This window comes from Streptomyces sp. NPDC026206 (genome assembly GCF_040638465.1).
In the GTDB taxonomy this organism is placed as follows: Bacteria; Actinomycetota; Actinomycetes; order Streptomycetales; family Streptomycetaceae; genus Streptomyces.
The window spans coordinates 135783-162592 of the sequence record NZ_JBEZYL010000013.1 but is presented as its reverse complement, the minus strand read 5'-3'; the positions used below and the strand labels follow the sequence as shown (position 1 = coordinate 162592).

Below are 26810 nucleotides of genomic sequence, written 5' to 3'. Positions count from 1 at the left end.
AGTACTTACCCGTGACGGAGACAGCTTGTCCGTACGCATCACCGCCCTGACCGACCCGGAGGAGACGTCCGCCGGCCGCCGCCTGGTCTGGCTGGCCTGCGGCCCTGACGGCCGCCCCGTCGGGTCCGCCTTCCTGCGCCTGTTCACCAAGGAGGGCCAGCGCCACCTCGCCGAACTGGATGTTCAGGTCCACCCGGCCGAACGGCGCCGGCGGGCGGGCTCCCTGCTGCTCGACGCGGCCGTCGCCGCCGCCCGCCTGGACGGCCGTCGTGCCGTCATATCCCAGGCCGAAGCCGGCTCTCCCGGTGCCGGCTTCCTCATCGCCACCGGCTTCCGCGCAGTGCTGGCCCTGACCTACGCCCGGCTGCTGCCGGCCGACGCGGATCTCCCCGCGCTCACCGCCATCGCAGAGAAGCCGCATGCCGGTTACCAGCTGGCGGCGTGGGAGGGGATGGTGCCCGATGAGCTCGCCGACACCTTCGTGGCATCGCGCCGGGCCATGGACGACATGCCCATGGGCGCAGTCGACTACGGCACGGTGGTCTGGGATCTTGACCGGGTACGGGAGGCGGCCTCGGCCATCGCCGCACGTGGGGACGTTCTCCACACCGTGGCGGCCATCGACCGGTCGGACGGCTCCATCGCCGGCTTCACCGAACTCGTGGTCCCCGGCAGCGGGACGGGCGACGCCCAGCACTACGGCACGGCGGTGCTGCCGGAGCACCGCGGCCGCAGCCTCGCCCGCTGGATGAAGGCCGCCTCGATCATCCAGGCCCGCGAACGCCACCCCCACCTCGCCGGCCTGCTGACCGACACCGCCGACAACAACCCGTACATGCGGCACGTCAACGACGAGCTCGGCTACCTGCCGACGCACACGGCCCACGAGTACCAGCTCGACGTGTAGCCGAGCGCAGGAGGCCGCCGGCGACGGCGCCTACGTGCCTCCGTGGCTCAGTGACGAGGAGGCGACGAGGAGGCCGGCCCGGGGTGTCTTGTTTGCTACGAATCTCTTGACTCACGCGAAATGAGGAGGAAAATGGCAATACACCAGAAAACCAGAGCGAGCCGCGCCATCGGTGGAGACGTTCATCGACGCGCGTGACCACTTGTTGGCTCTGGCCAGGCCCCCGGCAGATCCACTCGGCCCCGGAGGATCCAGCGACGGCTGGAACTCGTGGAACCGAGAAGGACTACCGGGGACTGCCTTTTCCGGGGATCACTTTTCCGGGGATCACGTCGAGACGGACAACAGCCGAGACGGACAACACGGACAACGTCGAAGGGCCCCACCGCAAGCGGTGGGGCCCTTCGAGTCGTGCCCGGTGAGGCACTGGCGGAGGATACGAGATTCGAACTCGTGAGGGGTTGCCCCCAACACGCTTTCCAAGCGTGCGCCCTAGGCCTCTAGGCGAATCCTCCGCCGCAAACAATACAAGACGTGGAGCAGTGCTCGCGAACCCGATCCGGGAGGGGGGTCCCGGCGGAGGGCCGGGAGGGTCCTGGGAGGGGAAGGAGGGTCCACGCACTGCCCGGGATCGGCTAGGGTGGGGGTAAGCCCCTCACGTGGCGCTATCTCACCCAATTCCCCCAGGGCCGGAAGGCAGCAAGGGTAAGTGGGCTCTGGCGGGTGCGTGAGGGGCCCTTGCGTTTCCGGGCGGGGTCCGGGTGGGGCCGGCAGGGTTACGGGTGGGGCTGAGGGCCTGGAATCTGTGACCGAGGCCACTTGTCAGTGGGGCCCGATATCGTCGTAGGTGTGTCGTCCCTCGCGCTTTACCGCCGCTACCGTCCCGAGTCCTTCGCCGAGGTCATCGGACAGGAGCATGTCACCACCCCGTTGCAGCAGGCGCTGCGCAACAACCGGGTCAATCACGCGTACCTGTTCAGCGGGCCGCGCGGCTGTGGCAAGACGACCAGTGCGCGCATCCTCGCGCGCTGCCTGAACTGCGAGAAGGGGCCGACGCCCACCCCGTGCGGGGAGTGCCAGTCGTGCCAGGACCTGGCGCGCAACGGCCGCGGGTCCATCGATGTCATCGAGATCGACGCCGCGTCGCACGGTGGCGTGGACGACGCCCGTGAGCTGCGCGAGAAGGCCTTCTTCGGGCCTGCCTACAGCCGCTACAAGATCTACATCATCGACGAGGCCCACATGGTCACCTCGGCGGGCTTCAACGCCCTGCTGAAGGTGGTCGAGGAGCCGCCGGAGCACCTCAAGTTCATCTTCGCGACCACCGAGCCCGAGAAGGTCATCGGCACGATCCGGTCGCGTACGCACCACTATCCGTTCCGCCTCGTCCCGCCGGGCACCCTGCGTGACTACCTGGGCGAGGTGTGCGAGCAGGAGGCCATTCCCGTCGCGGAGGGCGTGCTGCCGCTGGTCGTACGGGCCGGCGCCGGGTCCGTACGTGACTCGATGTCGGTGATGGACCAGTTGCTCGCGGGGGCCGCCGAGGACGGTGTGACGTATGCCATGGCCACGTCCCTCCTCGGCTACACGGACGGCTCGCTGCTCGACGCCGTCGTCGACGCCTTCGCCGCGGGCGACGGGGGAGCGGCCTTCGAGATCGTCGACCGGGTCATCGAGGGCGGCAACGACCCCCGGCGGTTCGTGGCCGACCTGCTGGAGCGGCTGCGGGATCTGGTGATCCTCGCCGCCGTCCCGGACGCCGCCGAGAAGGGCCTCATCGACGCCCCTGTGGACGTCGTGGAGCGCATGCAGGCCCAGGCCTCCGTCTTCGGCCCCGGCGAGCTCAGCCGTGCCGCCGACCTCGTCAACGAGGGCCTGACGGAGATGCGCGGCGCCACCTCCCCGCGGCTTCAGCTGGAGCTGATCTGTGCGCGAGTCCTGCTGCCCGCCGCCTTCGACGACGAGCGCTCGGTCCGGGCGCGGCTCGACAGGCTCGAGCGCGGCGGAGTCGTGAGCGCACCCGCGGCCGGGCCGGCCGTGGGCTATGTCCCCGGCCCGGACGCCCACGCTCCCGCCCAGGCCCCCGCCGGCACCGGCGCGCCCGGCGGTCTTTCCGGTGCCGCCGCGGCCCGTGCGGCGGTCACCGGCGCCCCGGCGCCCGCATCCGCGCCCGTACCCGCTCCTGCCGCCGCCGCTGCCGCTGCCGCAGCACCGGCCCCGGTGACCGCTCAGGCACCTGCCGCGCCGCCCGCGCCGGAAACGGCACCGCCCGCGGCGAGCGCCCCGAGACCGGGCGCCTGGCCCGCCGCGGCAGCCCCCGCCGCGGCTGCGGCGCCCGCCGCCCCCCAGGCCGGTGCCTGGCCGACAGCCGCCGCACCGGCAACCCCCGCGGCCCCGGCCGCTCCCGCCGCGGCGCCCCAGGCCGGTGCCTGGCCCTCCGCCGCCACGGCGCCGCAGGCCCCCGCACCCGCACCCGCCCCGGCCACCACCACAGTCGCGCCCGCCGGCTCGTACGCCGCCCCGCAGCCGCAGGGCGACGCGACGCAGGCCCGGCAGATGTGGCCCGCGATCCTGGAGGCGGTCAAGAACCGCCGACGTTTCACGTGGATCCTGCTCAGCCAGAACGCCCAGGTCGCCGGCTTCGACGGCACCACGCTGCAGGTCGGCTTCTCCAACGCCGGAGCCCGCGACAGCTTCGCCAACAGCGGCAGCGAGGACGTCCTGCGGCAGGCCATCGGCGACCTCGGCGTGCAGTGGAAGACCGAAATTCTCGTCGACCCCTCCGGAGGCGGCGCCGGGGCGCCCAGCGGTGGCTTCGGGGGTGGCTTCGGCAGCAGCGCACCGGCACCCTCCTACGCCCCGCCCCAGGCACCGGTGCCCGTCCCGGCCGCCGCCCCCCGTCCCGCGACCGCGCCGCAGGCCCCCGGGCCGGAGCAGCGCCCGGCGCCGGCCGTGCCTCCGACCGGTCCCCCGCAGCAGTACCGGGAGCCGGAGCCGCCGCCCGTCGCGCCCGAGGACGACGTACCCGCCGAGGACGACCCCGACCTCGACGACACCGCCCTGACCGGCCACGACCTGATCGTGCGCGAACTGGGCGCGACGGTCATCGAGGAGATCGCCAACGAGTAGCGGACGGGGAGGCGCCCCCTACGCTTCAGGGCCCTCCCGCTCTCGTTCCTGCGGCGTAGGGCGCGCCGCGCGGGGAGCACGTAGGCTCGGGCTACCGAAGCAAATAGTTGTCGACAGCCAGGAGCGAATCCCGTGATCCCCGGTGGTGGCCAGCCCAACATGCAGCAGCTGCTTCAGCAGGCCCAGAAGATGCAGCAGGACCTCGCCGCGGCCCAGGACGAGCTGGCCCGCACCCTCGTCGAGGGCACGGCCGGCGGCGGCCTGGTGAAGGCGACCGTCAGCGGCGCCGGTGAGCTCCAGGGCCTGGTCATCGACCCCAAGGCCGTGGACCCCGAGGACACCGAGACCCTCGCCGACCTCGTTCTCGCCGCCGTGCGCGACGCCAACGCGAGCGCCCAGCAGATGCAGCAGCAGAAGCTCGGCCCGCTCGCCGAAGGCCTGGGCGGCGGCATCCCCGGCCTCCCGTTCTGACCCGCTGACCGGCTCGGCCGGACACCGGCCGAGTCAGAGACAAACGCAGAAGGAGAACCCGATCCGTGTATGAAGGCGTAGTCCAGGACCTCATCGACGAACTGGGCAGGCTGCCCGGCGTCGGGCCCAAGAGCGCCCAGCGGATCGCGTTCCACATCCTCCAGGCGGAGCCGGCCGACGTCCGCCGGCTCGCACACGCGCTGACCGAGGTCAAGGCGAAGGTCCGGTTCTGCGCGGTCTGCGGCAACGTGGCGCAGGAGGAGCAGTGCCGGGTCTGCCAGGACCCGCGCCGCGACCGGGCCGTCATCTGCGTCGTGGAGGAGTCCAAGGACGTCGTGGCCATCGAGCGGACGAGAGAGTTCCGCGGCCGCTACCACGTACTCGGCGGGGCGATCAGCCCCATCGAGGGCGTCGGACCGGACGACCTGCGCATCCGCGAACTGCTGGCGCGGCTCGCGGACGGCACGGTCACCGAGCTGATCCTGGCCACCGACCCCAATCTCGAGGGGGAGGCCACGGCCACGTACCTCGCGCGCATGGTGAAGCCGATGGGGATGAAGGTCACACGGCTGGCCAGTGGCCTGCCTGTTGGTGGAGATCTTGAATATGCCGACGAGGTCACGCTGGGGCGTGCCTTCGAAGGGAGAAGACTTCTCGATGTCTGACGCAACGCTGCACGACTCGAAGCGCGACCCGGGCGACTTCGCCGTATCGGTCGCGGACTCGATCGAGAGTTTCATCGTGGCCGTCGCCGAGGTGTCCCGCGGCGACGCGGCCGACAGCGCCGTGCCCTTCCTGTTGCTGGAGGTCTCCCAGCTCCTTCTCACCGGTGGCAGGCTGGGCGCGCACGAGGACTTCCTCCCGGACGAGCGCTACGAGCCGGACGTCGGCCCCGAGCCGGACGTCGACGAGCTGCGCGAGCGGTTCGCGGCCATGCTCGACCCGGTGGACGTCTACTCCGAGGTCTTCGACCCCTACGTACCGCGCAGCGCCCCCGTGGCGTCCCGCATCTCCGACGACCTCGCCGACATCATCACCGACCTGCGGCACGGCATGGCCCACTACCGCGACGGCCGCGTCAGCGAGGCCCTGTGGTGGTGGCAGTTCTCCTACCTCTCCAACTGGGGCACCACCGCCTCCGCCTGCCTGCGCGCCCTGCAGTCCCTCGTCGCGCACGTACGGCTCGACCAGCCGCTGGACGAGCTCGACGGACTCGACACGGACGCGGTGGCCGACGAGCAGCTGGCCGAGGAGGCCGGCCGGGTCATGGCCGCGGAGATCGGCGGCCCACTGGGCCTGCGGGGCCCGGGCGTCTGATTTTCGCGGCGGGTGGCCGCGGAGAGGTGGCGGCCGAGCGGCGAGGCGGAGGGAGCTGCGGGCGGGCGGGGCAGGGGCGTACGCTCCCGGTTCCGCCGAGCGGCACGCGCTTACGCGGTATATCTCACCATGTGACATCGGCATGGCCGATTAGGACCGCTCGTTAGACTGAGCCGACCGCATTACGTATAGCTGCGAGGAGCGCACGTGGGCCTTGTCGTGCAGAAGTACGGAGGCTCCTCCGTTGCCGATGCCGAAGGCATCAAGCGGGTTGCCAAGCGAGTCGTGGAAGCCAAGAAGAACGGCCACCAGGTGGTCGTCGTGGTTTCCGCGATGGGCGACACGACGGACGAGTTGATCGATCTCGCCGCGCAGGTTTCCCCGATCCCTGCCGGGCGTGAGTTCGACATGCTGCTGACCGCCGGAGAGCGGATCTCCATGGCGCTGCTGGCGATGGCGATCAAAAACCTCGGTCACGAGGCGCAGTCGTTCACGGGCAGCCAGGCCGGAGTCATCACCGACTCGGTCCACAACAAAGCGCGCATCATCGATGTCACGCCGGGCCGCATCCAGCAGTCCGTGGACGCGGGCAACATCGCGATCGTGGCCGGCTTCCAGGGTGTGTCCCAGGACAAGAAGGACATCACGACCCTGGGCCGGGGCGGCAGCGACACCACCGCCGTCGCGCTCGCGGCCGCGCTGGACGCCGAGGTGTGCGAGATCTACACCGATGTCGACGGTGTCTTCACCGCCGACCCGCGGGTCGTGAAGAAGGCCCGCAAGATCGACTGGATCTCGTTCGAGGACATGCTGGAGCTGGCGAGCTCCGGTTCGAAGGTGCTGCTGCACCGCTGCGTGGAGTACGCACGCCGTTACAACATCCCGATCCACGTCCGCTCGTCCTTCTCCGGGCTGCGCGGCACCTGGGTCAGCAACGAACCGCAAGGGGATCAGCCGATGGAGCAGGCGATCATCTCGGGTGTCGCACACGACACGTCCGAGGCGAAGGTCACGGTCGTCGGGGTGCCGGACAAGCCGGGCGAGGCCGCGACGATCTTCCGGGCCATCTCGGACGCCGAGATCAACATCGACATGATCGTCCAGAACGTCTCGGCGGCCTCCACGGGCCTGACGGACATCTCCTTCACCCTCCCGAAGACCGAGGGCCGCAAGGCGATCGAGGCGCTGGAGCGTACGAGGGCCCGCGTGGGCTTCGACTCCCTGCGCTACGACGACCAGATCGCGAAGATCTCGCTGGTCGGTGCCGGGATGAAGACCAACCCCGGCGTCACGGCGACGTTCTTCGAGGCGCTGTCGAACGCCGGCGTGAACATCGAGCTGATCTCGACCTCCGAGATCCGCATCTCGGTCGTCACGCGCGCCGACGACGTGAACGAGTCCGTACGGGCCGTCCACACCGCCTTCGGCCTGGACACCGAGAGCGACGAAGCGGTCGTGTACGGCGGCACCGGCCGATGATGTCCGCCCACCCGGAGGGCTTCGGCGCGCCTGCCCCGGTCGGCGGGCCGGGTCTGCTGGGTGGCGGGCCGGGTCTGCTGGGTGGCTACGGGGACCTGGGCGGCGTCGCCGCCCGTGCGGATGCCTTCACCGGCGGCCGCACGGGCGCCCGCACCACCAGGCCCACGCTCGCCGTCGTCGGCGCGACCGGCGCCGTCGGTACGGTCATGCTGGAGATCCTCTCCCAGCATGCGGACATCTGGGGCGAGATCCGCCTCATCGCGTCCGCGCGCTCGGCAGGGCGGAAGCTGACCGTCCGGGGTGAGCAGGTCGAGGTCGTCGCGTTGAGCGAGGAGGCGTTCGAGGGCGTCGCCGTTGCGATGTTCGATGTGCCGGACGAGGTCTCCGCGCGCTGGGCGCCGATCGCCGTGGCCAAGGGTGCGGTTGTCGTGGACAACTCCGCGGCCTTCCGGATGGACCCGGACGTTCCGCTGGTGGTGCCCGAGGTGAACGCGCACGCCGCCCGGGTCCGCCCGCGCGGCATCATCGCCAACCCCAACTGCACCACGCTGTCGATGATCGTCGCAGTGGGCGCGCTGCACGCCGAGTTCGGGCTGAGCGAGCTGATCGTCTCCTCGTACCAGGCGGTATCGGGCGCGGGCAAGGCGGGCGTGGACGCACTGCGGACGCAGCTCGCGGCCGTGGCCGGTACAGAGCTGGGTACGCAGCCCGGCGACGTGCGGCGCGCGGTCGGCGACGACACCGGGCCCTTCCCGGCGCCGGTGGCGCTGAACGTGGTGCCGTGGGCCGGGTCGCTGATGGCGGACGGCTGGTCGTCGGAGGAGCTCAAGGTGCGCGGTGAGTCGCGCAAGATCCTGGGCCTGCCGGAGCTGCGGGTGAGCGCGACGTGCGTGCGCGTACCGGTGATCACGACGCACTCGCTGAGCGTGCACGCCCGGTTCGAGAACGAGGTGACAGTCCAGCGGGCGCACGAGATCCTGGCCAACGCGCCGGGGGTGGTGCTGTGCGACAGCCCGGCCGAGGGGGAGTTCCCCACACCGGCCGACGCGGTGGGCACCGACCCGACGTGGGTGGGGCGGGTCCGGCGCGCACTGGACGACCCCAGGGCGTTGGAACTCTTCGTCTGCGGCGACAATCTGCGCAAGGGCGCGGCCCTCAACACGGCACAGATCGCGGAAGTCGTGGCGGCGGAGCTGACTGCTCAGTAATACTTGGGAATGCATGGGGGATGTGTGAAGGTTCTGAGATCAACTCGTTGGTCCAGACCTCTTGAACTGGGCAGTTGATCTGTTCGGCTATTCGCTCCCCGTCCCGCTGCAACCGCAGCCGGGGTGGGGAGCGTCTTTGTTGCCGTCTCTCACGGCGGTACCAAAAACCGGGGCATTGAGGAAGAGCTGGTACGCATGAGGGCATGTGGCGCATCGTCCGACGAAGCGTCGTCAATCGCTACCGCGATGCCTAGCGCGTACAACCCTGACGGGGGGAAGCGTGTCCAACAGGCGTGGCAGAGGTCATCAGCATCGCAACCGTCCCGCGGCGCGGCAGCGCCACGGTGCGCCCGCGTCCCGGCACACCGGGCGGCATGCCGGTGATCGCGCCCTGGCCGGCCGCCCGCCCCGGGCAGATACCGCCGCAGATCCCCTCGCAGACGTCGCCGCCGCCATCCGTGCAGACGCCCCCTCAGGCGACCGCGCAGACAGCCTCGTCCGCGGCGTCGCACTGGGGGGACGCTGACGAGGCGATGGCAGCGGGCACCACAGTCGACCACCTCACCGAGACCTACCGGGCCCACTACCGGTCGCTGCTCGGTCTCGCAGCCCTGCTCCTCGACGACACCGCCTCCTGCGAGGACGTCGTGCAGGAAGCCTTCATCCGGGTGCACTCCGCGCGCAGCCGCGTCCGCGACCCGGAAAAGACCCTCGCCTATCTGCGGCAGACTGTCGTCAACCTGTCCCGCTCCGCGCTCCGCCGTCGCATCCTCGGACTGAAGCTGCTGTCCAAGCCGATGCCCGACATGGCGAGCGCCGAGGAAGGGGCGTACGAACAGCTGGAGCGCGACCAATTGATCAAAGCCATGCGTGGACTTCAGCGCCGCCAGCGCGAAGTCCTCGTCCTGCGCTATTTCGCCGACATGACCGAGGCCCAGGTCGCCGAGACCCTGGGTCTCTCCCTGGGATCGGTCAAGGCCTACGGCTCGCGAGGCATCGCCGCGCTCCGGATCGCCATGGAGGCGCCGGTATGAGCCACCACCACGACAACCGCGACGGTCACGGCGAGGCCGGACGTCCGGGGGATGGTTCCCGCGGTCGTCACGGCGAGGCTGACGGCGTGCACCCGGACGACGCGTCGGAGGGCGGCCAGGGCGGCCCCTGCGGCCCGGCGGGTTCGGCTGATCTCGCGCGTGACCTGCGGTCGGACCAGGCGTCGGACCAGGTGTCCGGCCAGGTGTCCGACCTCGCGTCCGGCCAGGCGTCTGGCAGGGCGTGCGACCTCCCGTCCAGTTTCGCGTCGGGCCCCGTGTCCGGTCTCCCCTCCGGTTTCCCGTCCGGTCTCGCATCTGATCTCGCATCCGATCTCGACGAGCAGGCGCTCCGACGCCTGCTGCACGGAGCGGTCGACGACATCGAACCGTCCGCCGACGCGCTGGAGCAGCTGCGTCATGCCGTGCCCGCCCGGCGTACGCGGCGGCGGCAGGCCGCCGTCGGCATCGCGGCCGCTGTGATCTTCGGGGCCGCGGCCATGCCCGCGCTCATCCACGTCGCCACGACCGTCGGCACCGCCGGCGAACGCCCGGCCAACGCCGCCAGCAGCCGCCAGCGCACGCACGAGCTGTCCGACGGACGCCGGAGCGGCGGCGGCGAAGAAGGCAAACCGGGGGAGAGCACCACCGGACCGGACGCCCGGAAGGACGAGGAGAAGCAGAAAAGCGAGGACGGGAAGAAGGACGGCAGCACCACCGGCCCCACCGGCGCCGCGGGCGGCACGGCCCCCGCGCCCGGTCCGACACTCGCCGCGTCCTCGCCCACCTGCGACCGCAACCAGCTCGGCAGGGGCGTCGGCACCGTCGGCACGGCGGACAAGGACGGCCGCGTCTACGGCGCCTTCCGGGTCGTCAACGTCTCGGGCACCGTCTGCGCCGTGGCCGGCGCGGGCGTCGTGGCGGCCCAGGCGCAGGGCAGCGCCGAGAGCTCACGGGTCACCGTCGTGGACCACACGGTCGGCGACGCCGCATCCGGGCTGCCCGACCCGGCCACCGAGCCCAGCCAGGTGATCCTCCAGCCGGGGCAGGCGTACGAGATCAAGTTCGCCTGGGTCCCGTCGGCCGATGGCGGCCCCAGCGGCTGCTCCAAGCCGGCGGGCCCCACGCCGGTTCCGTCGTCCAAGCCCTCCGCCGCCCCCGGGGCGACCACCACGGCGGAGGAACAGCCGAAGGCCACCACCCAGGACACCGAGCCGGCCAAGCCCCCGGCGAGCGTCGTGCTCAGCCACACCCCCGACGTGGGCGAGCCGAAGGCGGCCGACGCGACGATCCCCGACGCCTGCGCAGGCACGATCTACCGCACTGGCGCCCTGACCGCAGCCCCGAAGCCGTAGGGGCGCTCGACGGTGGGGCTGTGCGGCGGTGGGCTGCGTGGCGGTGAGGCTGCGCGGCGGTGAGGCTGCGGAGCTGCAGGACTGCGGAGCCGTAGGGCCGCAGTGAGGGGGTCCCCCCCCGCCCCCATCCCCCTCGCCCCCTCCCCTGCTCCGCCCCTCCCCACCCGGCCGGTGCTGCCCCGCCGGATGGCGGCTGCGGCGTTGCCCGTACCGTGGTGGTGTGTATCGGTTCCTGCTGACTCCCCGCTGGTGGGGAATCAACGTCTTCGCGGTGCTGGCCATCCCCGTGTGCCTGTTCATGGGCAGCTGGCAGCTCAGCCGCTTCGAAACGCGCGTCGACTCACACCGCGACCAGCAGACCCAGGCCGACGAAGCCCGGACGGCCAAGTCCGCGCCGCTGAACGAACTGCTGCCGGTGACCACCGAGACCTCCGGTCGCCAGGCCACGGCGACCGGACGGTACGACATCGGGCACCAACTGCTCGTACCCGACCGGGACCTGGACTCCCGTAAGGGCTTCTATGTGCTGACCCTCCTGCGCACCGACGGCGGCAAGGCCCTGCCCGTCGTCCGGGGCTGGCTGCCCGGCGACGCCGCGTCGAAGGACGACACCGCGAAGGTGCCGGCCCCGCCGTCCGGCGAGGTCGCCGTGACCGGCGCGCTCCAGGCGTCGGAGAGCCCTTCGTCGAAGGGCGTACGAACGTCCGGCGGGCTCCCCCAGGGACAGCTCGGCGTGATCAGCGCCGCCTCGCTGGTCAACCTCGTGCCGTACGGGGTGTACGACGCGTGGATCACCGTTTCCAAGGCACCGGCCCCCCTGGCCGCGGTGCCCCCGACCGCGGCTCCCAACAGCGGCCTTGACCTCAAGGCGTTCCAGAACCTCGGCTACACCGGCGAGTGGTTCGTCTTCGCGGGTTTCGTCGCCTTCATGTGGTTCCGGCTCTTCCGCCGGGAGGCCGAGGCCGCCAGGGACCTGGCGCTGGGCATCACCCCCGATCAGCCGGCCGGTCCCGGTGGCCCGGACGGCCCAGATGACGCTCAACGAAAGCGATCTCCAACCGGAGCTGCTTGATCCGCTCCTCTACCACCAGCGAGCCGTGCCCCGCGTCGTAGCGGTACACCTCATGCGGGTGGCCGCGCTGCGCCAGCCGCTCCACATAGTTCTCCACCTGACGTATCGGGCAGCGCGGGTCGTTCATGCCGGCGGAGATGTAAACCGGGGCCCGGACCTGGTCGACGTACGTCAGCGGTGACGATGCCGCGAAGCGTTCCGGCACCTCCTCCGGGGTCCCGCCGAGCAGCGTGCGGTCCAGTGCCTTCAGTACCTCCATCTCGTCGTGGTAGGCCGTCACATAGTCCGCGACCGGCACGGCGGCCAGGCCGAGCGTCCACGCGTCGGGCTGCGTGCCCAGGCCGAGCAGGGTCAGGTAGCCGCCCCACGAGCCGCCGGCGAGCACCATCCGCTCCGGGTCCGAGAGACCCGATGCCACGGCCCACTGGCGTACCGCCGCGATGTCCTCCAGCTCGATGAGCCCGACCCGGTGCTTGAGCGCGTCCGTCCAGGCTCGCCCGTATCCCGTGGAGCCGCGGTAGTTGACGCGTATGACCGCGAAGCCGTGGTCCACCCAGGCCGCCGGTCCGGCGGCGAACGCGTCACTGTCGTGCCAGGTCGGGCCGCCGTGAATGTCGAACACCGTCGGGAACGGTCCCTCACCCGCGGGCTTCTGTATCAGCGCGTGCACCTTGCCGCCGGGCCCGTCGACCCATATGTCGGAGGCCGGCACCGAACCGGGGGCCTGAGCTGTGCCGTGGGGCACCGCGGGCGGAGTGAGGACTATGCGACCGGCCGTGGACCGCACCACGGGCGGTTCGGCGGCCGAGGACCACAGGAACTCCACCGTCCCGTCCGGCCGCGGCAGCGCCCCCGACACCGTGCCCGGCGGGGTGTCCAGGCGGGTCAGTCCGCCGCTGGCCAGTTCGTACCGCCACAGCTCGCTGCGTGCCTGGTAGCTGTGGTCGATCAGTAGCGCCCTGCCGTCCGGGAACCAGGTCGCGTCCAGGTCGCCCGGCAGGTCCACGGCGAGCGTCGTCTCCTCGCCCGTGACCGCGTCCCACAGCATCGGCTCCCAGCGGCCCCGCCGCTGGTGCCCCACGAGCAGCCGCGAATCCCCGTCGACGGGGGCGAACCCCATCACGGCCAGGCCCAGCTCCTCGGTGCCGCCCCGGGTGTCGTCCAGTTCACTGACGACCGTGCCGTCAGTCCTTACGACGCGGATCGTCGAGTGCATGGCATCGCCGTGCTCGGTGTGCTCGATCGCGATCAGCGAGCCGTCGTGGGACAGATCCCCCACGCCCGCCGACTGCTGATGCCGGTAGATCTCCACCGGCTCGCCCCCGGGGCGTACGACGTGAACGGTCGAGCCGCCCTTGTCCGTCGACCGGCCGATGACCGCCGTGCCGTCCCGGCCCAGCGCCAGCCCGTCCGGATACGAGGGGTCGAGTCCCGGTGCGGCGGGCTCGTCCGCCCCGCCGTGGAACGGCTGGCGGACCCATACGCCGAACTCGTCGCCGTCGGTGTCGGAGAACCACCAGATCCACTCACCGTCGGGCGACAGCTTCCCGCCCGACGTTCCGTTGGGTCGGTCCGTGACCTGCCGCTGTCCGCCTGTGGCCCGGTCCCAGGCGTACAGCTCGAAGGTCCCCGTCGCGTTGGAGGTGAACAGCGACCGGTCCGGAGCGCTCTTCGCCCACCGTGGCAGCCCCACCCGTGGCGCCCGGAAGCGCTTCTCCCAGTCCGGCATGGATGTCGTCGACGGCACGGCCGCATCGCCCCGCAGGGACCCGTTGCTCTCAGTCATGCCCCCATTCTGCGCCGCCCAGCCGACAACTCGGCGGGGAGCACCACAGCCTGTGGACTACCCGCTGGTTGTGCATATCTCGCTCACCCGGACGAGTTGAGTGACGTACGCCACTGCATGGAAAGAGGGCGTGCGAATGGATGAGAGCGGCGTCGGCGGACCGGAGAAACAGGTCAGGGTGGCGGGATTTGAACCCACGACCTCTTCGTCCCGAATGAGGTCCGGGCCGGCGCGCTACCTGCACAGATTGAAAACTGTGCAGGTCAGAGGCTTGGCCTGGCTTGGTCTCGCGGGGACGTGAAGGGGCTTCGAAGGAAGATCATCTCCCAATTTTCTCCCAGGAGCCCGTGGGATCTGACGCGGCCGTGGTGTCGATGCCGCTGAGGGCGGCGTTGCTGGAGCAACTTAGACCGTGTCCTACATGTGAGGTTGCCGAAGCGTTTGCAGCAGCAGATGGCGGCGGCCAGCCCAAGAAAGGCCAGGTAGTTACCCGGATGCCGTTCGTAGCGGTGGTTGAGTCTGCGGTAGCCGGTCAGCCAGGACATGCCCCATAGCCATTTTTCGCAGGTGAGGGACGTCGTACGCCTTGTCCGCGTGAAGGCGTTGGGGCTTGGACTCGGCTGCGTGGGATTCGTGTCCCATGTGGAAATGGGACAGCATCGGCTTCAGTGCCTGACTGTCGTGGGTGTTGGCCGCGGCGATTTCGGCGCGTAGGGGAAGTCCGTCCGCGTGGGACAGGACATGCATCTTGGAAACCCGGCTTACCCCGGTCCACGGGGCTCGGACCTGTAAGCTCGCCCCCCTTTTTTTAGCGCGGACATGGGAGAGTCGAGTACCGCGCGGGGAGAGGTCTACCAGGTCTCGTTCGTCCAGGAGTTGGAGAACCTCCTGATGCAGTCGGCCCCAGACCCCTGTAAGCGACCAGATGACAAACCGCCGATGCACAGTCGACTTCGATGCCCCAAAGCACGGCGGCAAGGCTCGCCAGGCACAATCGCTGACCAGTACCTAGATGATCGCGGCGAAGACCGCCTCATCATCGATGTTCGCGACCCCGCCGCCTTGCGGCCACATTCGAGCTGGCGGCAACAACGGCCTCGCAATCTCCCACAGGCCCTCCGGAGCGATACAACCCCACCGTCCACTCCCCATACCCAGGACAACTGCCAACTGACCATGTAGGGCACGGCCTTATGGCCTCGGCTGCTCATTGCCCGAGCTTGGCAAGTCTTGCCGAGCGGTTGGTGCCGGGTGAGGTTCTGACGGCGATCGTGCTTCATGGCCAGGCCGGAACATCGGACCGAAAGACGTGCGCCACGCCCTCGCACATTCGACCTGCCTCCCGAAATGATGCCCGGATTGGCGAGCGGCGAGGTGACGGCATCCCCGTGCGACGCCAGGACAAACCTCGCTGGCAGATCCAGGACGACGGAAAACCGTCTCCACGCCAGTGACTCATCACCTGCACGAGCCGCTGGATTCCGACGACTCTTGGCGCCACCACTGACGCGAGGCGCCGCTCGAGCCCGGTGTTGACGCCCGCCTCAGCCGTCACCGCTGCACCGTGCCCTCGCTGCCTACGCGGCGTTGAGCCGTGCGTGCATACCGATGACCACAACCTACGTGGGTGACCTCCGGCGAGGAGAACGAGGCCCTGACCGCCACGCGCAGACCGACAACTCACCTCATCCGCGTCCGCGATCAGATCTCCACCACAGCAGCCACCCAGGAACAGGCACGTGAACCTCGCCTATGACGAGCTGTCCGTCAGTACGGCCAGGCTGAGTGACCGAGCGGCCCGAACCCGGGCGAGACGAAAATCTCACCCATTCGACTGATTCCAGTACGGCCCGCGGCAAGGAATTCACTCAGACGGACGGGCCGGAAGGGTTTAAATGGCGCGTGATGCTGAAGCACACCGTTAGCCGCCACACCTGCCCGACTGCATATTTGCTGTTCGTCCTCAAGTCCGTACACATGCTGGTGATATCTGACCCGATCGTTTGACCAAAGGCTGATCGCATCGCTATTTATTTGATGGCCGAGCGGATTCCACCCTGGACCCAGCCGTTCAGCACAGCGCGCCCCCTTCATGCACGGTGACATCACCCCTGCGCCCATAGCGGCGCTTCCGCTGTCGAGTTCTCGTGAAGGAGCCCTTCGGATGTCTTCGATGCGTAGCCGCCTGGCGGCCCTGGTGCTGGCCGCCGCGGTCGGCGGTTCGATGCTGGGCCTGGCACCGTCAGCCTCCGCTGACGACCACCCGTCAGATGACGGGCTGCGTGACCTGCCGGTGCTGGTGGTCTCCCCAGCTCCCGGCAAGATCACCAGGGAGCACAAGATCACCGACACCTACCAGTACAACCCCACGGCAGGCTCCTCCGCCGACGCCTCCAGCTCCGCGCCGTCGGCCCAGAGCCCCGCCTCCCAGCAGGGCGTGGCGACCAGCCTCAAGGACACCGCCAACAGCGCCGTCCAGTCCGCCACCAGCGGCGCCTCCAGCACCGTCGGCTCGGCACTGACGTAACAGCAGGCGTCGCCCGGCCACTTGCCGGGCGGCGCCTGTGCCACGGATGCAGCTCGGCAAGAACGCGCGTGCCCAGCACCGGACCATCGCGCTCGGGACCGGAAATCCGTCTGTCCCTCGCCTTTCCACACCCGCGGCCATCGCGGGCAAAGCATCCCTGCCGTTTGCCGAACAGGAGACCTCATGAACGAATCGACATCACGTACAGCCCCTATCACAAAGCCACAGCGCCGTTTCCGGGCACGGCTGTCTTCCAGGTACCTCTTCACGGCACTGATGGCCGCGTTGACCCTGGTAGCCGGGACAACAACACCCGCCTCGGCGAGGACGCACGACGCCAAGTCAAGCTACATCTACGCTGGCGGCACCGGCCACTGGCACGTGAAGTTCCACGGTAAAGCGAGCAGCGAAAATGGTACCTACACGCTCACAGGCACCCTGGAAGGTAGCTGCTCGCATGCCGTGGGCACGGCACAGCCATGGATGGGCCTCCAATACGGCTCGAGCAGCGAATCATGGAGGATTGTCGAGGCGCAATGCCTCAATTCGTCGAAAGTTCAGGTCAAAGAATCTGGAAAACTCGGCTCTGACGGCAAGCTGTGGATCCGCGCCGGAGGCTGGGGCGGAGCCTTCGCCGGCTACTGGGGCTGGACGGGCTCCCGAATCCTCTACCTAAATGACTGATGGACAGCAGATCGGAAGGGCGGGGCCGTAGGCCCCGCCTCACCAATTGAACGACCTCTTAGACCCAATGCCGTTGCCTTACCGCTCCGTTGGTTCGGGCGTGCGCTGCTGGCATGAGGCTCGGGGGTGGCGCCGGTGGCCGAGGGTGTGCCGGAGTTATCGGGCTTGGGGCTGTTGACCTGCGTGTATCCGCCGGATCTGGTGGACCGGGTCGTTGCCGCGTGCGGCCGGACCGAGCAGCGCAGACGGCTGCTGCCCGCGCGGCTGGTGGTCTACTTCGGTCTCGGTCTGGCATTGTTCTCGCCCGCGCCGTATCTGGAGGTGCTGCGGCATCTGGTCGAGGGCTGCGCGGCGCCGGGATGCTCGGATCGTGGCGGATCCCGGCGAAGTCTTCGCTGTTCCGGGCCCGGGACCGGTTGGGACCAGAGCCATTGCGAGTGCTGTTCGCCACCACTGCCGGGCCTCTGGCCGACGAGAGGATGCCGGGAGCGTTCTGGCAGGGCTTGCGGCTGGTGGCGGTGGACAGCACCTGCTGGGACGTGGCGGACACAGCCGCGAACGAGGCGGCGTTCGGCCGGCCCGGCAATACCCGCGGCCCGGACAGGGCGGCGTTTCCGCAGGTGCGGATGGCCGCGCTGGCCGAGTGCGGCACGCATCCGGTGCTGGACGCGGAGCTGGGCGGCTGCCGGACGGGCGAGCTCACCTTGTCCGCCCGCCTGGTCCGCTCCACCGGGCCGGACATGTTGGTCCTGGCTGACCGTGAGTTCCTCGGTGTCCCGTTGTTGCGGGCGTTCACCGCGAGTGGCGCCCACGTGTTGTGGCGGGTGTCGGCCAACCGTGTCCTGCCTGTGCAGGCCCGGCTGCCGGATGGTTCCTGGCTCAGCCGTATCCATGCCTGCACCGACGGCAGGAAACGCGACCCGGTGCCGGTCAGGCGAGGCCCTCGGTCATGCAGGGAGGTCAGCGATCCCATCGACGGTCATGTCTTCGTAGACGATCGTCACCTTCTCGATAGCCGCTGAGGCATTGTCCGCCTGCAGAGCCGGTCCCTTCCAACGTGAGGCCCAGGCATTGAGCAGGTTGACACGCTTGATCGGCCTCATCTTCGAGTCCAAGAGCGAGATCGAGAGGTTCGTCCGTGCCTGATCGACATCTTGCTCCATTGCCGTCTGCCGGACCCATTCGCTCCACACATGGTTCGTGTCCATGGGCCGGGACAAGGTGATGTCCGGGAGCTGACGAGCACCGGGATTCTTCCGGGCGACGAGATGTCCATCCGCTGTGACTCTCTTCACCTCCGTGGCATCCTGCCCAAAGGCCAGGCCACTGACCTCCTTGTAGGTCGTCACCCGGAACTTGCCCAGATCCACGCCAAACAAGTCTGTCCTGAGCGCATCGCCGACAGCCATGTGGACTCCTCTCAGTTTCGCGCCCCACGTCACAGGCTGGGCCCTCCGAGGACCGAACACGAGGCACTTCTCCGTCTCCAGTCGCAGGAGATCCCGCTTCTGCCCACGCGCCACGCGCAATCCGCAGATCTGGGCCACGAATGGGCTACGTGCCTAAGCCGGCACCGGAAAACGGACGGGCTGAGTTTGATCGGTCCTATCCACCAGACACGTCGTAGCCACATGTAGGGCTGCCCGGAGGGGCATCCACGTCGAGCAGCCGCTGGCGCCGCCAGGCATCAAGCTCGTTGCCCCCGACCGCCCCATGATGAGAGATCAGGCACCTGCCAAGGCGCGAACTGAGGAGTGGGGGCAGGGCTGCCCGCTGCCCCACTCGGATTCGCAGACGTACAAGCCCCGGCGAGATCCGCGGTGCGGGCCATGAACTCAAAGACGCCAGCGGCTTGGGAGAAGCCGGCCAAGATCTTCTCCCAGATTTCTCCCAAACGATCTCCGGAAACGAGTCAGGGGCCTGATCCACTGAGTGGATCAGGCCCCTGACCAGGTGTTTCACCAGTCGGGGTGGCGGGATTTGAACCCACGACCTCTTCGTCCCGAACGAAGCGCGCTGCCAAGCTGCGCTACACCCCGGTGCAACGAGCTCTACTTTAGCGGACCGGAGCCGGGAGGTGAAATCCGGTTTCCCGGGAGGCGCAGGTGAGGGGTGCGGGGGCACCGTTCGCGACTTCCCGGCCGCCGCCCAAGGGGCTCAGTCCCGGGCAACGAGGGTGAGGAGGGTGGCCTCGGGCGGGCAGGCGAAGCGGACCGGGGTGTAGCGGTTGGTGCCGCAGCCTGCGGAGACGTGGAGATAGGACCGGTGGCCTTCGGCCTCGTGGGCGGAGAGGCCCTTCACGCGCCGGGTGTCGATGTCGCAGTTGGTGACCAGCGCGCCGTAGAAGGGGATGCAGAGCTGGCCGCCGTGCGTGTGCCCGGCGAGGATCAGCGGGTAGCGGTCGGCGGTGAAGGCGTCGAGCACCCGCAGGTACGGGGCGTGGACGACGGCGAGCGAGAAGTCGGCACCCTCCGCCGGGCCCCCGGCGACCTGCTCGTACCGGTCGCGCTTGATGTGCGGGTCGTCCAGGCCGGTGAGGGCGATCTCCATGCCGTCGATCTTGAGCGAGCCGCGCGTGTTGGTGAGATTGACCCAGCCCGCCGAGTCGAAGCCGTCGCGCAGCTCCTCCCACGGGTTGTGGATCGCGCTGACGGCCGGAGCGTTGCCGTTCAGCCCGTGCCGTCCGCTGGTCTTTTCCAGGAGGTAGCGGGCGGGGTTGCGCAGCTTGGGCCCGTAGTAGTCGTTGGAGCCGAAGACGTAGGCGCCGGGGAAGCGCATCAGCGGGCCGAGCGCGTCGAGCGTCTCGGGCACGCCCTCCGGGTCGGAGAGGTTGTCACCGGTGTTGATCACGAAGTCGGGGCGCAGCCCGGCGAGCGACTGCAGCCAGCGCTGCTTCTTGCGCTGTCCGCCGACCATGTGGATGTCGGAGACCTGGAGCACACGCATCGGTCGCATGCCCTGCGGCAGCACGGGCACGGTGACCCGTCGCAGCCGGAAGGACCGGACTTCGAAGCCGGCGGCATAGGCGAGGCCTGCCGCGCCGACCGCAGTGATTCCCAGGGGTACTCCGTATCGCGCACGCATGCCGTCCATCGTCGCAGACCGCTGTGGGTGCGCGGTCACGGGCGAGGGCACATAAGGGAGTTACCGCATCCGCCGCCCGGATTGTGTAGGGCCGCTGATTCCGGACTGCTCTGGGACCGTTTCCGGATCGCTCTCAGATCGTTCTCGGATCACTCTCGAATCGCTCCTGGATCACCGGTGGGCCCGCTGTCTGGATGGACGCCGGTCCGCTGCCTGGGCGGACGCCGACCCGCTGCCTGGATGGACGCCGAGTCGCTGCCGGGTAGACGCCGGTCCGCTGCCGGGATGGACGCCGGCCCGCTGCCGGAAGGCGCCCGGCGGGTAATTCGAGGCGCACGCCGGGGCGGGATGCGAAGATTGCGGCATGACCACGCTGAAGTCCAAGCTCAAGGAAGACCTCACGGCCGCCATCAAGGCGCGCGATGAGCTGCGCTCCTCCACGCTCCGCCTCACCCTCTCCGCCGTCGGTTACGAGGAGACCGCGGGCAAGGTCGCCCGTGAGCTCTCCGACGACGAGGTGCTGAAGGTGATCGCGCGCGAGGCGAAGAAGCGCCGTGAGGCCGCGGACGCCTTCGACAAGGGTGGCCGGGCCGACTCGGCGCAGCGTGAGATCGCCGAGGGGGAGGTGCTCGCCGAGTACCTGCCGAAGCAGCTGTCGGACGAGGAGCTTGCCGCGATCGTCGCGGAGGCGGTGGCCGAGGCCAGGGCGGGTGGCGCCGAGGGCCCCCGCGCCATGGGTGCCGTCATGAAGATCGTGAACCCGAAGGTCGCCGGCCGCGCCGAGGGCGGTCGTGTGGCCGCCGAGGTCAAGCGCCTGCTCGCGGGCTGACCCGACGGATCCCGTACAGACCTCACGGGCGCCGGGGGCCAGGTTCCGGGCGCCTAAGCACGACCACGCGTCACGGCAAGTGAACAAGTGAACAAGCGGAGGGGGCGCCCGGACCGTAGTGGTCCGGGCGCCCCCTTTCGCGCGCGTGCTCGGAGCTTCCGCCTCCGGCGAGCGGTTACTGCTCGTCGCCGGAAGCGGTGCCTTCTGGTCCGCCGATGATGCCGGGCGGGATGATGCCGCCGCCCGGTGCCGCCGGGTCGGGCTTGGCGTCGTTGGGCTTGTTGCCGGGCTTGGTGTTGCCCGGCTTGTTGTTGCCGGGCTTGTTCGTGCCCGGCTTGTTGGTGCCGGGCTTGCGCTGGCCGCGGCCTGTGCCGGGCTTCTCGCCCTTGTTGCCCGAGCCCTTGTCGGCGTCGGCGATGGGGGTGCCGCTGAAGGACGGCGCGTCGCGTCCGTCCAGGGCACCGGACATGGCGTCGCGCCAGATCGGGCCGGGGGTGTCGGCGCCGTAGACCTTGTCGTGGTAGACGCCGCCGATGGTGATGTTCTCCATCTCGACCTTGTCGCCGGGGCCGCCGACCCAGACCGCGCCGGCCAGGTTCGGGGTGTAGCCGACGAACCAGGCGGCCCGCCGCTCGTCCGTCGTACCCGTCTTGCCCGCGCTGTCCCGGCCGCTGAGCCCGGCCTCCTTGCCCGTGCCGTCCTCGACCACGCCCTGCAGCAGTGCGTTGACCGTGTCGGCGGTCTGCTCGGACATCGCCCGCGAGCACTTGGTCTTGGGTACCCGCAGCTTCTTGCCGTCGGGACCGGTGGCCGACTCGACGATGACGGGCGTGCAGTACGTGCCCTGGTTGGCGAAGGTCGCGTAGGCGGCGGCCATGGTGAGCGGGGACAGGCCGTCCGAGCCGCCGAGGGTGAGGGCCGGCACCTGGTCGAGCTTGCCGCCTGCGGCGGGCTTCACGCCCAGCTTCTCCGCCATCTTGGTCACCGGGCAGAGGCCGATGTCCTCGACGAGCTGGATGAAGTAGGTGTTGACCGACTTCGCGGTCGCCTCCTTCATCCCGTACGGGCCGACCTCGCTGCGGTTCTCGTTCTGGACGGTGTTGCCGACGCTGTTCTTCCACGGCTTGCCGCAGGTCTCCACCTCCTCCGGATACGCCATCCGGAAGGGCGAGGGGTAGCTCTTGTACGGCGAGACGCCTTGTTCCAGGGCGGCCGCCGCGACGATCGGCTTGAACGTCGAGCCGACCTGGAAGCCGTAGTTCGAGCCACCCATGGACTTGTCGGCGGAGAGGTTGATCTGCGTCTGGTGATCGCCGAATCCGTACGGGCGGGACTGGCCCATGCCGAGGACCTTGCCGCTGCCGGGCTGGACGATCGACACGGCGGTGGCCACCGAGTCGCTCTGGTAGACGTGGTCGGTGATCGACTTCTGTACGGACTTCTGGGTCTGCGGGTCGAGGGTGGTGCGGATGGTCATGCCGCCCTCGTTCCAGCGCTTGGCCCGGGCCTCCTTCGTCTTGCCGAAGACCGGGTCGTTGAGGAAGGTCTCGCGGACGTAGTCGCAGAAGAAGCCGGCGCCGTTGACGGCGGTGATGCAGCCGCTCTTCGGCCGGCTGACGTTGAGCTTGATCGGCTTGGCCTGTTCGGCGGTGGCTTCGGCCGGGGTGATGTGCTTCAGCTCGGCCATGCGCTGCAGCACGGTGTTGCGCCGCTTGGTCGCCTCCTTGGAGGAATTGACCGGGTCGTAGCGGCTGGGGGACTGGACGATGCCGGCCATCAGGGCGGACTCGCCGAGGGTGAGGTCCTTGGCGTGCTTGCTGAAGTAGCGCTGGGAGGCGGCCTCGACGCCGTAGGCCTGCTGTCCGAAGAAGGTGATGTTCAGATAGTTGTTGAGGATCCGCTCCTTGCCGAGCTCCTTCTCGACCTGGATGGCGTACTTCAGCTCCTTGACCTTGCGGCCGATGGTCTGCTGGGTGGCCACGGCGACCTTGTCGGGGTCGTCGCCGGCCTCCTCGACGAAGACGTTCTTGACGTACTGCTGGGTGAGTGTGGAGGCGCCTTCCGAGACGCCGCCGGACTGTGCGTTCTTGTTGACCGCGCGAAGGACGCCCTTGAGGTCGATCGCGCCGTGCTCGTAGAAGCGCGAGTCCTCGATGTCGACGATCGCCTTGCGCAGGTAGGGGGAGATCTCGTTCAGCGGCACCACGGTGCGGTCGCGGGAGTAGACCTTCGCGATTTCGCCGCCCTCGGAGTCGAGGATGGTGGTGCGCTGACTGAGCGGGGGTGTCTTGAGGTTGGCGGGGATCTCGTCGAAGCCCTCGACCGAGCCCTTGGCCACTAGGCCGAATGCGCCGATGCCCGGTAGGGCCAGACCTGCCAGGACGACTCCGGAGAGCACGCTGACGCCGAGGAACTTCGCGGCCTGCCGGGTCACGTTGGGACCCTCGCCCGAGCGCTTCATAGCCATGGAGGGAAGCCTACGTTCTCATTCGGCGGACAGACGCAGGTGTGTTCGCCTACGCTGTTTCACGCCAGTCACTGCGGTGCCTTCCAGCATCACCTCTGACTTCACTCTTGTGAGTGATGAGACGTGCCCGTATTGCCGCCTGTGTCACCAGCTGCCCGTCACGACACGGGCGAAGTGCCCTCGTATGAGGGCAAGGGTCTGTAATGTCGCCAGCTCACTCCGGTGGGTGATCTGCCGCGTACGCATAGTCCGTTCGGGCCATTCAAGATTGGGCCCGAAGGGGGTGTTGCCCCCTGCCTGCCTTCCGTAACGTCCTCAACTGGCAACGGTGAATATGCCGCTGCCGCCGTGGGGGAGCCTCGATTCGGGAGAGGACGGCGCCAGCATGGGCTGGGTAACCGACTGGAGTGCGCAGGCCGCCTGCCGCACTACCGATCCGGATGAACTATTCGTTCAGGGCGCAGCGCAGAACAGGGCGAAGGCGGTCTGCACAGGCTGCCCGGTGCGTACCGAGTGTCTGGCCGACGCGCTGGACAACCGCGTCGAGTTCGGCGTCTGGGGCGGAATGACCGAGCGCGAGCGGCGGGCCCTGCTCCGGCGCAGGCCGACGGTCACCTCCTGGCGCAGGCTCCTGGAGACGGCACGCACGGAGTACGAGCGTGGCGCGGGCATGCTGCCAGTGGGCGAGTTGGAGTACGACGAGTACGCGGCGGCCGGGTAGCCGGCAGCGGTTCCGGCTCCGTCTCTACTAACGGTCAGGGCCCTACGACGGTCACGGTTCGTGTGACAGCCGCAGTCCCCGGTCCGTCCGGCAGCTCGGCAGACGCGATCACGTCCGCACATGGACAGTGACGGTCACCTCTCCCTCGAGGCGTCCTCAGCATCCTCGGCACCCTCGGCGGGACCTGCCGTGGCGAACCGCTGCGCTCGGTCGGCCCGGTCCACGCGGCCTGTTTGGTCGGTGCCTGTTTGGTCGGCGAGGCACTCGGCGATCGCCCGCAGCCCCGCCAGATCGTGCACATCGCCGGGCAGTGCGGCCACCTCCGCCACCGGGACCTCAGGGTGCAGAGCGGTGAAGCGGTCACGCGTGCGCTGCTCGCGAACGAGCACCTGCATGCGCTCGGCGTGCAGCCGCAGCAGCCCGGCGGCGAGCCGTGCAGAGGATTCCTCGAGCCGTGCAGAAGACTCCTCGAGTCGTGCAGAGGCCTCTTCCGCGGGCACCGATTGTTCCGCTGGGGCGTCCGAGGCCGTCGCTCCTGAGAACGCGGGCTGGGGGAAGCCGCTCTCGGGAGAGGACGTGTCCGTGGGAGCGAGGGTGCCAGGGTCGTCAGCGGTACGTGAGCCAGCCTGCCCGCTGTCACGATCCACAATGCCGTCGCCGTCAAGATTTTCTGCGTATTCGGATGTTCCTCTTGTGAGCGCCTCGGCGGCGGCCAGCGCCCGCTCCGCCGAGAGCCGCGCCGCCCCGCTGCCGTGCACCCGGTTCAGCACGAGCCCGGCCAGCGGCATCCGCTCCGCTGCCAGCCGCTCCACGAAGTACGCGGCCTCCCGCAGGGCGTCCCGCTCGGGCGCCGCGACGACCAGGAAGGCCGTGCCCGGCGCCTGGAGCAGCCGGTAGGTGGCGTCGGCGCGGGTACGGAAGCCGCCGAACATGGTGTCCATCGCGGCGGCGAACGTCTGTACGTCCCGGAGAAGTTGGCCCCCCATCAGTTTATTCAGGGGGCCGCTCATCACGGACATGCCGGCGCCCAGGAACTTCATCCCGGCCCGGCCGCCGATCTTCGCCGGCGCCATCAGCACCTTGATGAACCGTCCGTCGAGGAAGGAGCCCATGCGTCCCGGAGCATCCAGGAAGTCCAGCGCCGAGCGGCTCGGAGGGGTGTCCACGACGATGAGGTCCCAGTCGTCGCGTGCACGCAGCTGGCCGAGCTTCTCCATGGCCATGTACTCCTGCGTGCCCGCGAAACCGGCCGACAGGGACTGGTAGAAGGGGTTGTCCAGGATCGCCCGGGCACGGTCCTTGTCGGCGTGCGCCTCGACGATCTCGTCGAAGGTCCGCTTCATGTCGAGCATCATGGCGTGCAGCTCGCCGCCCGCGGAGCCGTCGATGCCGGGGACGCGGCGCGGCACGTTGTCGAGTTCGTCGATCCCCATCGACTGCGCCAGCCGGCGCGCCGGGTCGATGGTCAGGACGACGACCTTCCGGCCGCGCTCGGCGGCCCGTACCCCCAGGGCGGCCGCGGTCGTGGTCTTGCCGACACCGCCCGAGCCGCAGCACACCACGATGCGGGTGCGTGGATTGTCCAGGACGATGTCTATCTCGAGCGGTTCTGCCGGATCCAGGCTCACCCTGCCACTCCTTGCTTCCGCAGTTCGCGCGCCATGCGGTAGAGGCCCGCCAGGTCGACGCCGTCGCCGAGCAGCTGAAGTTCGTACGTGGGCAGACCGAGCCGTGCCACATCGGCACGGCCGCGGTGTTCCAGCGCGAGCCGCTCGGTGTGCTCGCGCGCCTGCTGCAGCAGGGCGTCGACGAGCGGCTCCGCGAGGCCTGCACGCCGTGCGGTGCCGGAGCCGGTGCGCTCCAGGGCGCACGTGAGGGCGCGCGCGACCTCCTCGCGCCGGCCGTTCGCGGCGGCCTCCACAGCCGCCTCGTCGAGGATCCCGGGCCGCACCATGTTGATGACGACGCTGCCCACCGGCAGCCCCGCGGCCCGCAGCCCGGTGATGCCGTCGGAGGTCTCCTGGACGGGCATCTCCTCCAGCAGCGTGACGAAGTGCACTGCCGTCTCAGGGGACTTGATTACCCGCATCACGGCTTGGGCCTGATTGTGGATGGGGCCGATCCGGGCCAGACCGGCCACCTCGTCGTTGACATTCAGAAAACGGGTGACACGGCCCGTGGGTGGTGCGTCCATGACGACGTAGTCGTAGACGAAGCGACCCGTACGGCCCTTCCTGCGCACCGCCTCGCACGCCTTGCCGGTCAGCAGGACGTCCCGCAGACCCGGTGCGATGGTCGTCGCGAAGTCGATCGCGCCGATTTTCCTCAGGGCCCGCCCGGCACCGCCCAGTTTGTAGAACATGTGGAGGTAGTCGAGAAGAGCCTGTTCGGCGTCGATGGCGAGCGCGAACACCTCACCGCCGCCGGGAGCGACGGCGATCTTCCGTTCCTCGTAGGGCAATGCCTCCGTCTCGAAGAGCTGTGCGATGCCCTGCCGGCCTTCGACCTCGACCAGCAGGACGCGCTTTCCCTCGGTTGCGAGGGCAAGCGCTAGGGCTGCGGCGACCGTGGTCTTACCGGTACCGCCCTTGCCGCTGACGACATGGAGCCTGCTCATGAATCGGAGCCTAATTCGTTGCCAGCGGCCGGGTGGAGCCAGGTGGGCAACATCCGGTCGTTCGAGTGGTGAGGACCGTCACGCCTTGTTGGAGCGGGGCTCGTGAGGTGTCTAGCCAGTCCCCGT

General features: G+C 69.4%; 22 protein-coding genes, 2 tRNA genes, 1 other RNA gene and 2 pseudogenes. 18 read left to right on the top strand and 9 right to left on the bottom strand.

All coding sequences use genetic code 11. From position 1 onward, the window contains the following. Window positions 1-25 precede the first annotated feature (25 nt). Window positions 26-907 (top strand): GNAT family N-acetyltransferase, encoded by an 882-nt coding sequence (locus AB0F13_RS19730; protein ID WP_362083535.1) that lies wholly within the window; start codon window positions 26-28, stop codon window positions 905-907. A gap of 427 nt (window positions 908-1334) precedes the next feature. On the opposite strand, the gene AB0F13_RS19725 is transcribed toward AB0F13_RS19730, so the two are convergent. Further along, window positions 1335-1422: transfer RNA gene (locus AB0F13_RS19725), tRNA-Ser, on the bottom strand. A 132-nt stretch (window positions 1423-1554) separates the two neighbouring features. On the opposite strand from AB0F13_RS19725, the gene ffs reads away from it, so the two are divergent. From ffs to AB0F13_RS19675, 10 genes are all read left to right on the top strand, one after another. Continuing rightward, window positions 1555-1649: signal recognition particle sRNA small type (gene ffs / locus AB0F13_RS19720), an RNA gene on the top strand. A gap of 107 nt (window positions 1650-1756) precedes the next feature. After that, entirely contained in the window at window positions 1757-4036 is a 2280-nt protein-coding gene (locus AB0F13_RS19715) for a DNA polymerase III subunit gamma and tau (protein WP_362083532.1), read from the top strand. 132 nt (window positions 4037-4168) lie between these two features. After that, window positions 4169-4507 carry a YbaB/EbfC family nucleoid-associated protein gene (locus AB0F13_RS19710; protein ID WP_362083530.1) on the top strand — a complete coding sequence of 113 codons (339 nt, stop codon included), beginning with the start codon at window positions 4169-4171 and terminating at the stop codon, window positions 4505-4507. Between the two features lie 65 nt (window positions 4508-4572). Next, complete coding sequence (recR, locus tag AB0F13_RS19705; RefSeq protein ID WP_362083527.1) at window positions 4573-5172, top strand: recombination mediator RecR; 600 nt, start codon at window positions 4573-4575, stop codon at window positions 5170-5172. Further along, complete coding sequence (locus AB0F13_RS19700; RefSeq protein ID WP_362083524.1) at window positions 5165-5824, top strand: DUF5063 domain-containing protein; 660 nt, start codon at window positions 5165-5167, stop codon at window positions 5822-5824. Before recR ends, AB0F13_RS19700 begins: the two co-directional genes overlap by 8 nt. Before the next feature lie 207 nt (window positions 5825-6031). Beyond that, window positions 6032-7303 (top strand): aspartate kinase, encoded by a 1272-nt coding sequence (locus AB0F13_RS19695; protein WP_362083521.1) that lies wholly within the window; start codon window positions 6032-6034, stop codon window positions 7301-7303. Next, window positions 7303-8511 (top strand): aspartate-semialdehyde dehydrogenase, encoded by a 1209-nt coding sequence (locus tag AB0F13_RS19690; protein WP_362083518.1) that lies wholly within the window; start codon window positions 7303-7305, stop codon window positions 8509-8511. Before AB0F13_RS19695 ends, AB0F13_RS19690 begins: the two co-directional genes overlap by 1 nt. Window positions 8512-8885: 374 nt before the next feature. Continuing rightward, complete coding sequence (locus AB0F13_RS19685) at window positions 8886-9545, top strand: SigE family RNA polymerase sigma factor (RefSeq protein WP_362083580.1); 660 nt, start codon at window positions 8886-8888, stop codon at window positions 9543-9545. Then, complete coding sequence (locus tag AB0F13_RS19680) at window positions 9542-10897, top strand: hypothetical protein (protein ID WP_362083515.1); 1356 nt, start codon at window positions 9542-9544, stop codon at window positions 10895-10897. Before AB0F13_RS19685 ends, AB0F13_RS19680 begins: the two co-directional genes overlap by 4 nt. Window positions 10898-11117: 220 nt before the next feature. Further along, window positions 11118-11969, top strand: a complete 852-nt coding sequence (locus AB0F13_RS19675; protein WP_362083512.1) for an SURF1 family protein — start codon at window positions 11118-11120, stop codon at window positions 11967-11969. On the opposite strand, the gene AB0F13_RS19670 is transcribed toward AB0F13_RS19675, so the two are convergent. Continuing rightward, window positions 11884-13698, bottom strand: coding sequence for a prolyl oligopeptidase family serine peptidase (locus tag AB0F13_RS19670; protein ID WP_362083578.1), 1815 nt, complete (start codon window positions 13696-13698; stop codon window positions 11884-11886). The two genes, AB0F13_RS19675 and AB0F13_RS19670, sit on opposite strands and share 86 nt — an antisense overlap. A 494-nt stretch (window positions 13699-14192) precedes the next feature. Next, window positions 14193-14907 (bottom strand): annotated as a pseudogene (locus AB0F13_RS19665) (IS5 family transposase); the annotation flags it as partial. Between the two features lie 633 nt (window positions 14908-15540). Here AB0F13_RS19665 and AB0F13_RS19660 point away from each other — a divergent pair. The 5 genes and pseudogenes from AB0F13_RS19660 to AB0F13_RS19640 all read left to right on the top strand — a co-directional run bounded on the left by AB0F13_RS19660 (window position 15541) and on the right by AB0F13_RS19640 (window position 17988). Beyond that, window positions 15541-15762, top strand: coding sequence for a hypothetical protein (locus tag AB0F13_RS19660; RefSeq protein WP_362083509.1), 222 nt, complete (start codon window positions 15541-15543; stop codon window positions 15760-15762). A gap of 157 nt (window positions 15763-15919) precedes the next feature. Further along, entirely contained in the window at window positions 15920-16282 is a 363-nt protein-coding gene (locus AB0F13_RS19655) for a hypothetical protein (protein ID WP_362083506.1), read from the top strand. Between the two features lie 183 nt (window positions 16283-16465). Next, window positions 16466-16966 carry a hypothetical protein gene (locus tag AB0F13_RS19650; protein ID WP_362083503.1) on the top strand — a complete coding sequence of 167 codons (501 nt, stop codon included), beginning with the start codon at window positions 16466-16468 and terminating at the stop codon, window positions 16964-16966. A gap of 126 nt (window positions 16967-17092) precedes the next feature. Then, a pseudogene (locus AB0F13_RS19645) lies at window positions 17093-17302 on the top strand (transposase domain-containing protein); the annotation flags it as partial. A 101-nt stretch (window positions 17303-17403) separates the two neighbouring features. Continuing rightward, entirely contained in the window at window positions 17404-17988 is a 585-nt protein-coding gene (locus AB0F13_RS19640) for a transposase (RefSeq protein ID WP_362083500.1), read from the top strand. Here AB0F13_RS19640 and AB0F13_RS19635 read toward each other — a convergent pair. The 3 genes from AB0F13_RS19635 to AB0F13_RS19625 form a co-directional block, all read right to left on the bottom strand. Beyond that, window positions 17914-18375, bottom strand: a complete 462-nt coding sequence (locus AB0F13_RS19635; protein ID WP_362083497.1) for a phage tail protein — start codon at window positions 18373-18375, stop codon at window positions 17914-17916. The two genes, AB0F13_RS19640 and AB0F13_RS19635, sit on opposite strands and share 75 nt — an antisense overlap. 556 nt (window positions 18376-18931) lie before the next feature. Then, window positions 18932-19005 (bottom strand) — tRNA-Pro (locus AB0F13_RS19630). Window positions 19006-19123: 118 nt separating this feature from the next. Beyond that, window positions 19124-20050, bottom strand: a complete 927-nt coding sequence (locus tag AB0F13_RS19625; protein WP_362083495.1) for a metallophosphoesterase — start codon at window positions 20048-20050, stop codon at window positions 19124-19126. 364 nt (window positions 20051-20414) lie between these two features. On the opposite strand from AB0F13_RS19625, the gene AB0F13_RS19620 reads away from it, so the two are divergent. Next, window positions 20415-20879, top strand: a complete 465-nt coding sequence (locus AB0F13_RS19620) for a GatB/YqeY domain-containing protein (RefSeq protein ID WP_362083492.1) — start codon at window positions 20415-20417, stop codon at window positions 20877-20879. 175 nt (window positions 20880-21054) lie between these two features. Here the strand turns inward: AB0F13_RS19620 and AB0F13_RS19615 are convergent, their stop codons facing one another. Next, a complete protein-coding gene (locus AB0F13_RS19615; protein ID WP_362083489.1) occupies window positions 21055-23346 on the bottom strand; it encodes a transglycosylase domain-containing protein in 2292 nt (763 codons plus the stop codon). A 385-nt stretch (window positions 23347-23731) separates the two neighbouring features. Between AB0F13_RS19615 and AB0F13_RS19610 the strand changes: the two genes are divergently transcribed. Then, complete coding sequence (locus AB0F13_RS19610) at window positions 23732-24067, top strand: WhiB family transcriptional regulator (protein WP_362083486.1); 336 nt, start codon at window positions 23732-23734, stop codon at window positions 24065-24067. A 134-nt stretch (window positions 24068-24201) separates the two neighbouring features. Here AB0F13_RS19610 and AB0F13_RS19605 read toward each other — a convergent pair whose 3' ends face one another. After that, entirely contained in the window at window positions 24202-25695 is a 1494-nt protein-coding gene (locus AB0F13_RS19605; protein ID WP_362083483.1) for an ArsA-related P-loop ATPase, read from the bottom strand. Beyond that, on the bottom strand, window positions 25692-26684 hold the full coding sequence (locus tag AB0F13_RS19600; RefSeq protein WP_362083480.1) for an ArsA-related P-loop ATPase: 993 nt from the start codon (window positions 26682-26684) through the stop codon (window positions 25692-25694). Before AB0F13_RS19600 ends, AB0F13_RS19605 begins: the two co-directional genes overlap by 4 nt. Between the last annotated feature and the right edge of the window lie 126 nt (window positions 26685-26810).

Excerpts from the sequence above, each read along its gene's own strand:
- AB0F13_RS19635 (WP_362083497.1), bottom strand. The coding sequence starts at position 18,375 with ATGGCTGTCGGCGATGCGCTCAGGACAGACTTGTTTGGCGTGGATCTG.
- AB0F13_RS19620 (WP_362083492.1), top strand. The coding sequence starts at position 20,415 with ATGACCACGCTGAAGTCCAAGCTCAAGGAAGACCTCACGGCCGCCATC.
- AB0F13_RS19680 (WP_362083515.1), top strand. The coding sequence starts at position 9,542 with ATGAGCCACCACCACGACAACCGCGACGGTCACGGCGAGGCCGGACGT.
- AB0F13_RS19615 (WP_362083489.1), bottom strand. The coding sequence starts at position 23,346 with ATGGCTATGAAGCGCTCGGGCGAGGGTCCCAACGTGACCCGGCAGGCC.
- AB0F13_RS19700 (WP_362083524.1), top strand. The coding sequence starts at position 5,165 with ATGTCTGACGCAACGCTGCACGACTCGAAGCGCGACCCGGGCGACTTC.
- AB0F13_RS19670 (WP_362083578.1), bottom strand. The coding sequence starts at position 13,698 with ATGCCGGACTGGGAGAAGCGCTTCCGGGCGCCACGGGTGGGGCTGCCA.
- AB0F13_RS19690 (WP_362083518.1), top strand. The coding sequence starts at position 7,303 with ATGTCCGCCCACCCGGAGGGCTTCGGCGCGCCTGCCCCGGTCGGCGGG.
- AB0F13_RS19650 (WP_362083503.1), top strand. The coding sequence starts at position 16,466 with ATGAACGAATCGACATCACGTACAGCCCCTATCACAAAGCCACAGCGC.
- AB0F13_RS19610 (WP_362083486.1), top strand. The coding sequence starts at position 23,732 with ATGGGCTGGGTAACCGACTGGAGTGCGCAGGCCGCCTGCCGCACTACC.
- AB0F13_RS19655 (WP_362083506.1), top strand. The coding sequence starts at position 15,920 with ATGTCTTCGATGCGTAGCCGCCTGGCGGCCCTGGTGCTGGCCGCCGCG.
- AB0F13_RS19600 (WP_362083480.1), bottom strand. The coding sequence starts at position 26,684 with ATGAGCAGGCTCCATGTCGTCAGCGGCAAGGGCGGTACCGGTAAGACC.
- AB0F13_RS19685 (WP_362083580.1), top strand. The coding sequence starts at position 8,886 with ATGCCGGTGATCGCGCCCTGGCCGGCCGCCCGCCCCGGGCAGATACCG.
- AB0F13_RS19625 (WP_362083495.1), bottom strand. The coding sequence starts at position 20,050 with ATGCGTGCGCGATACGGAGTACCCCTGGGAATCACTGCGGTCGGCGCG.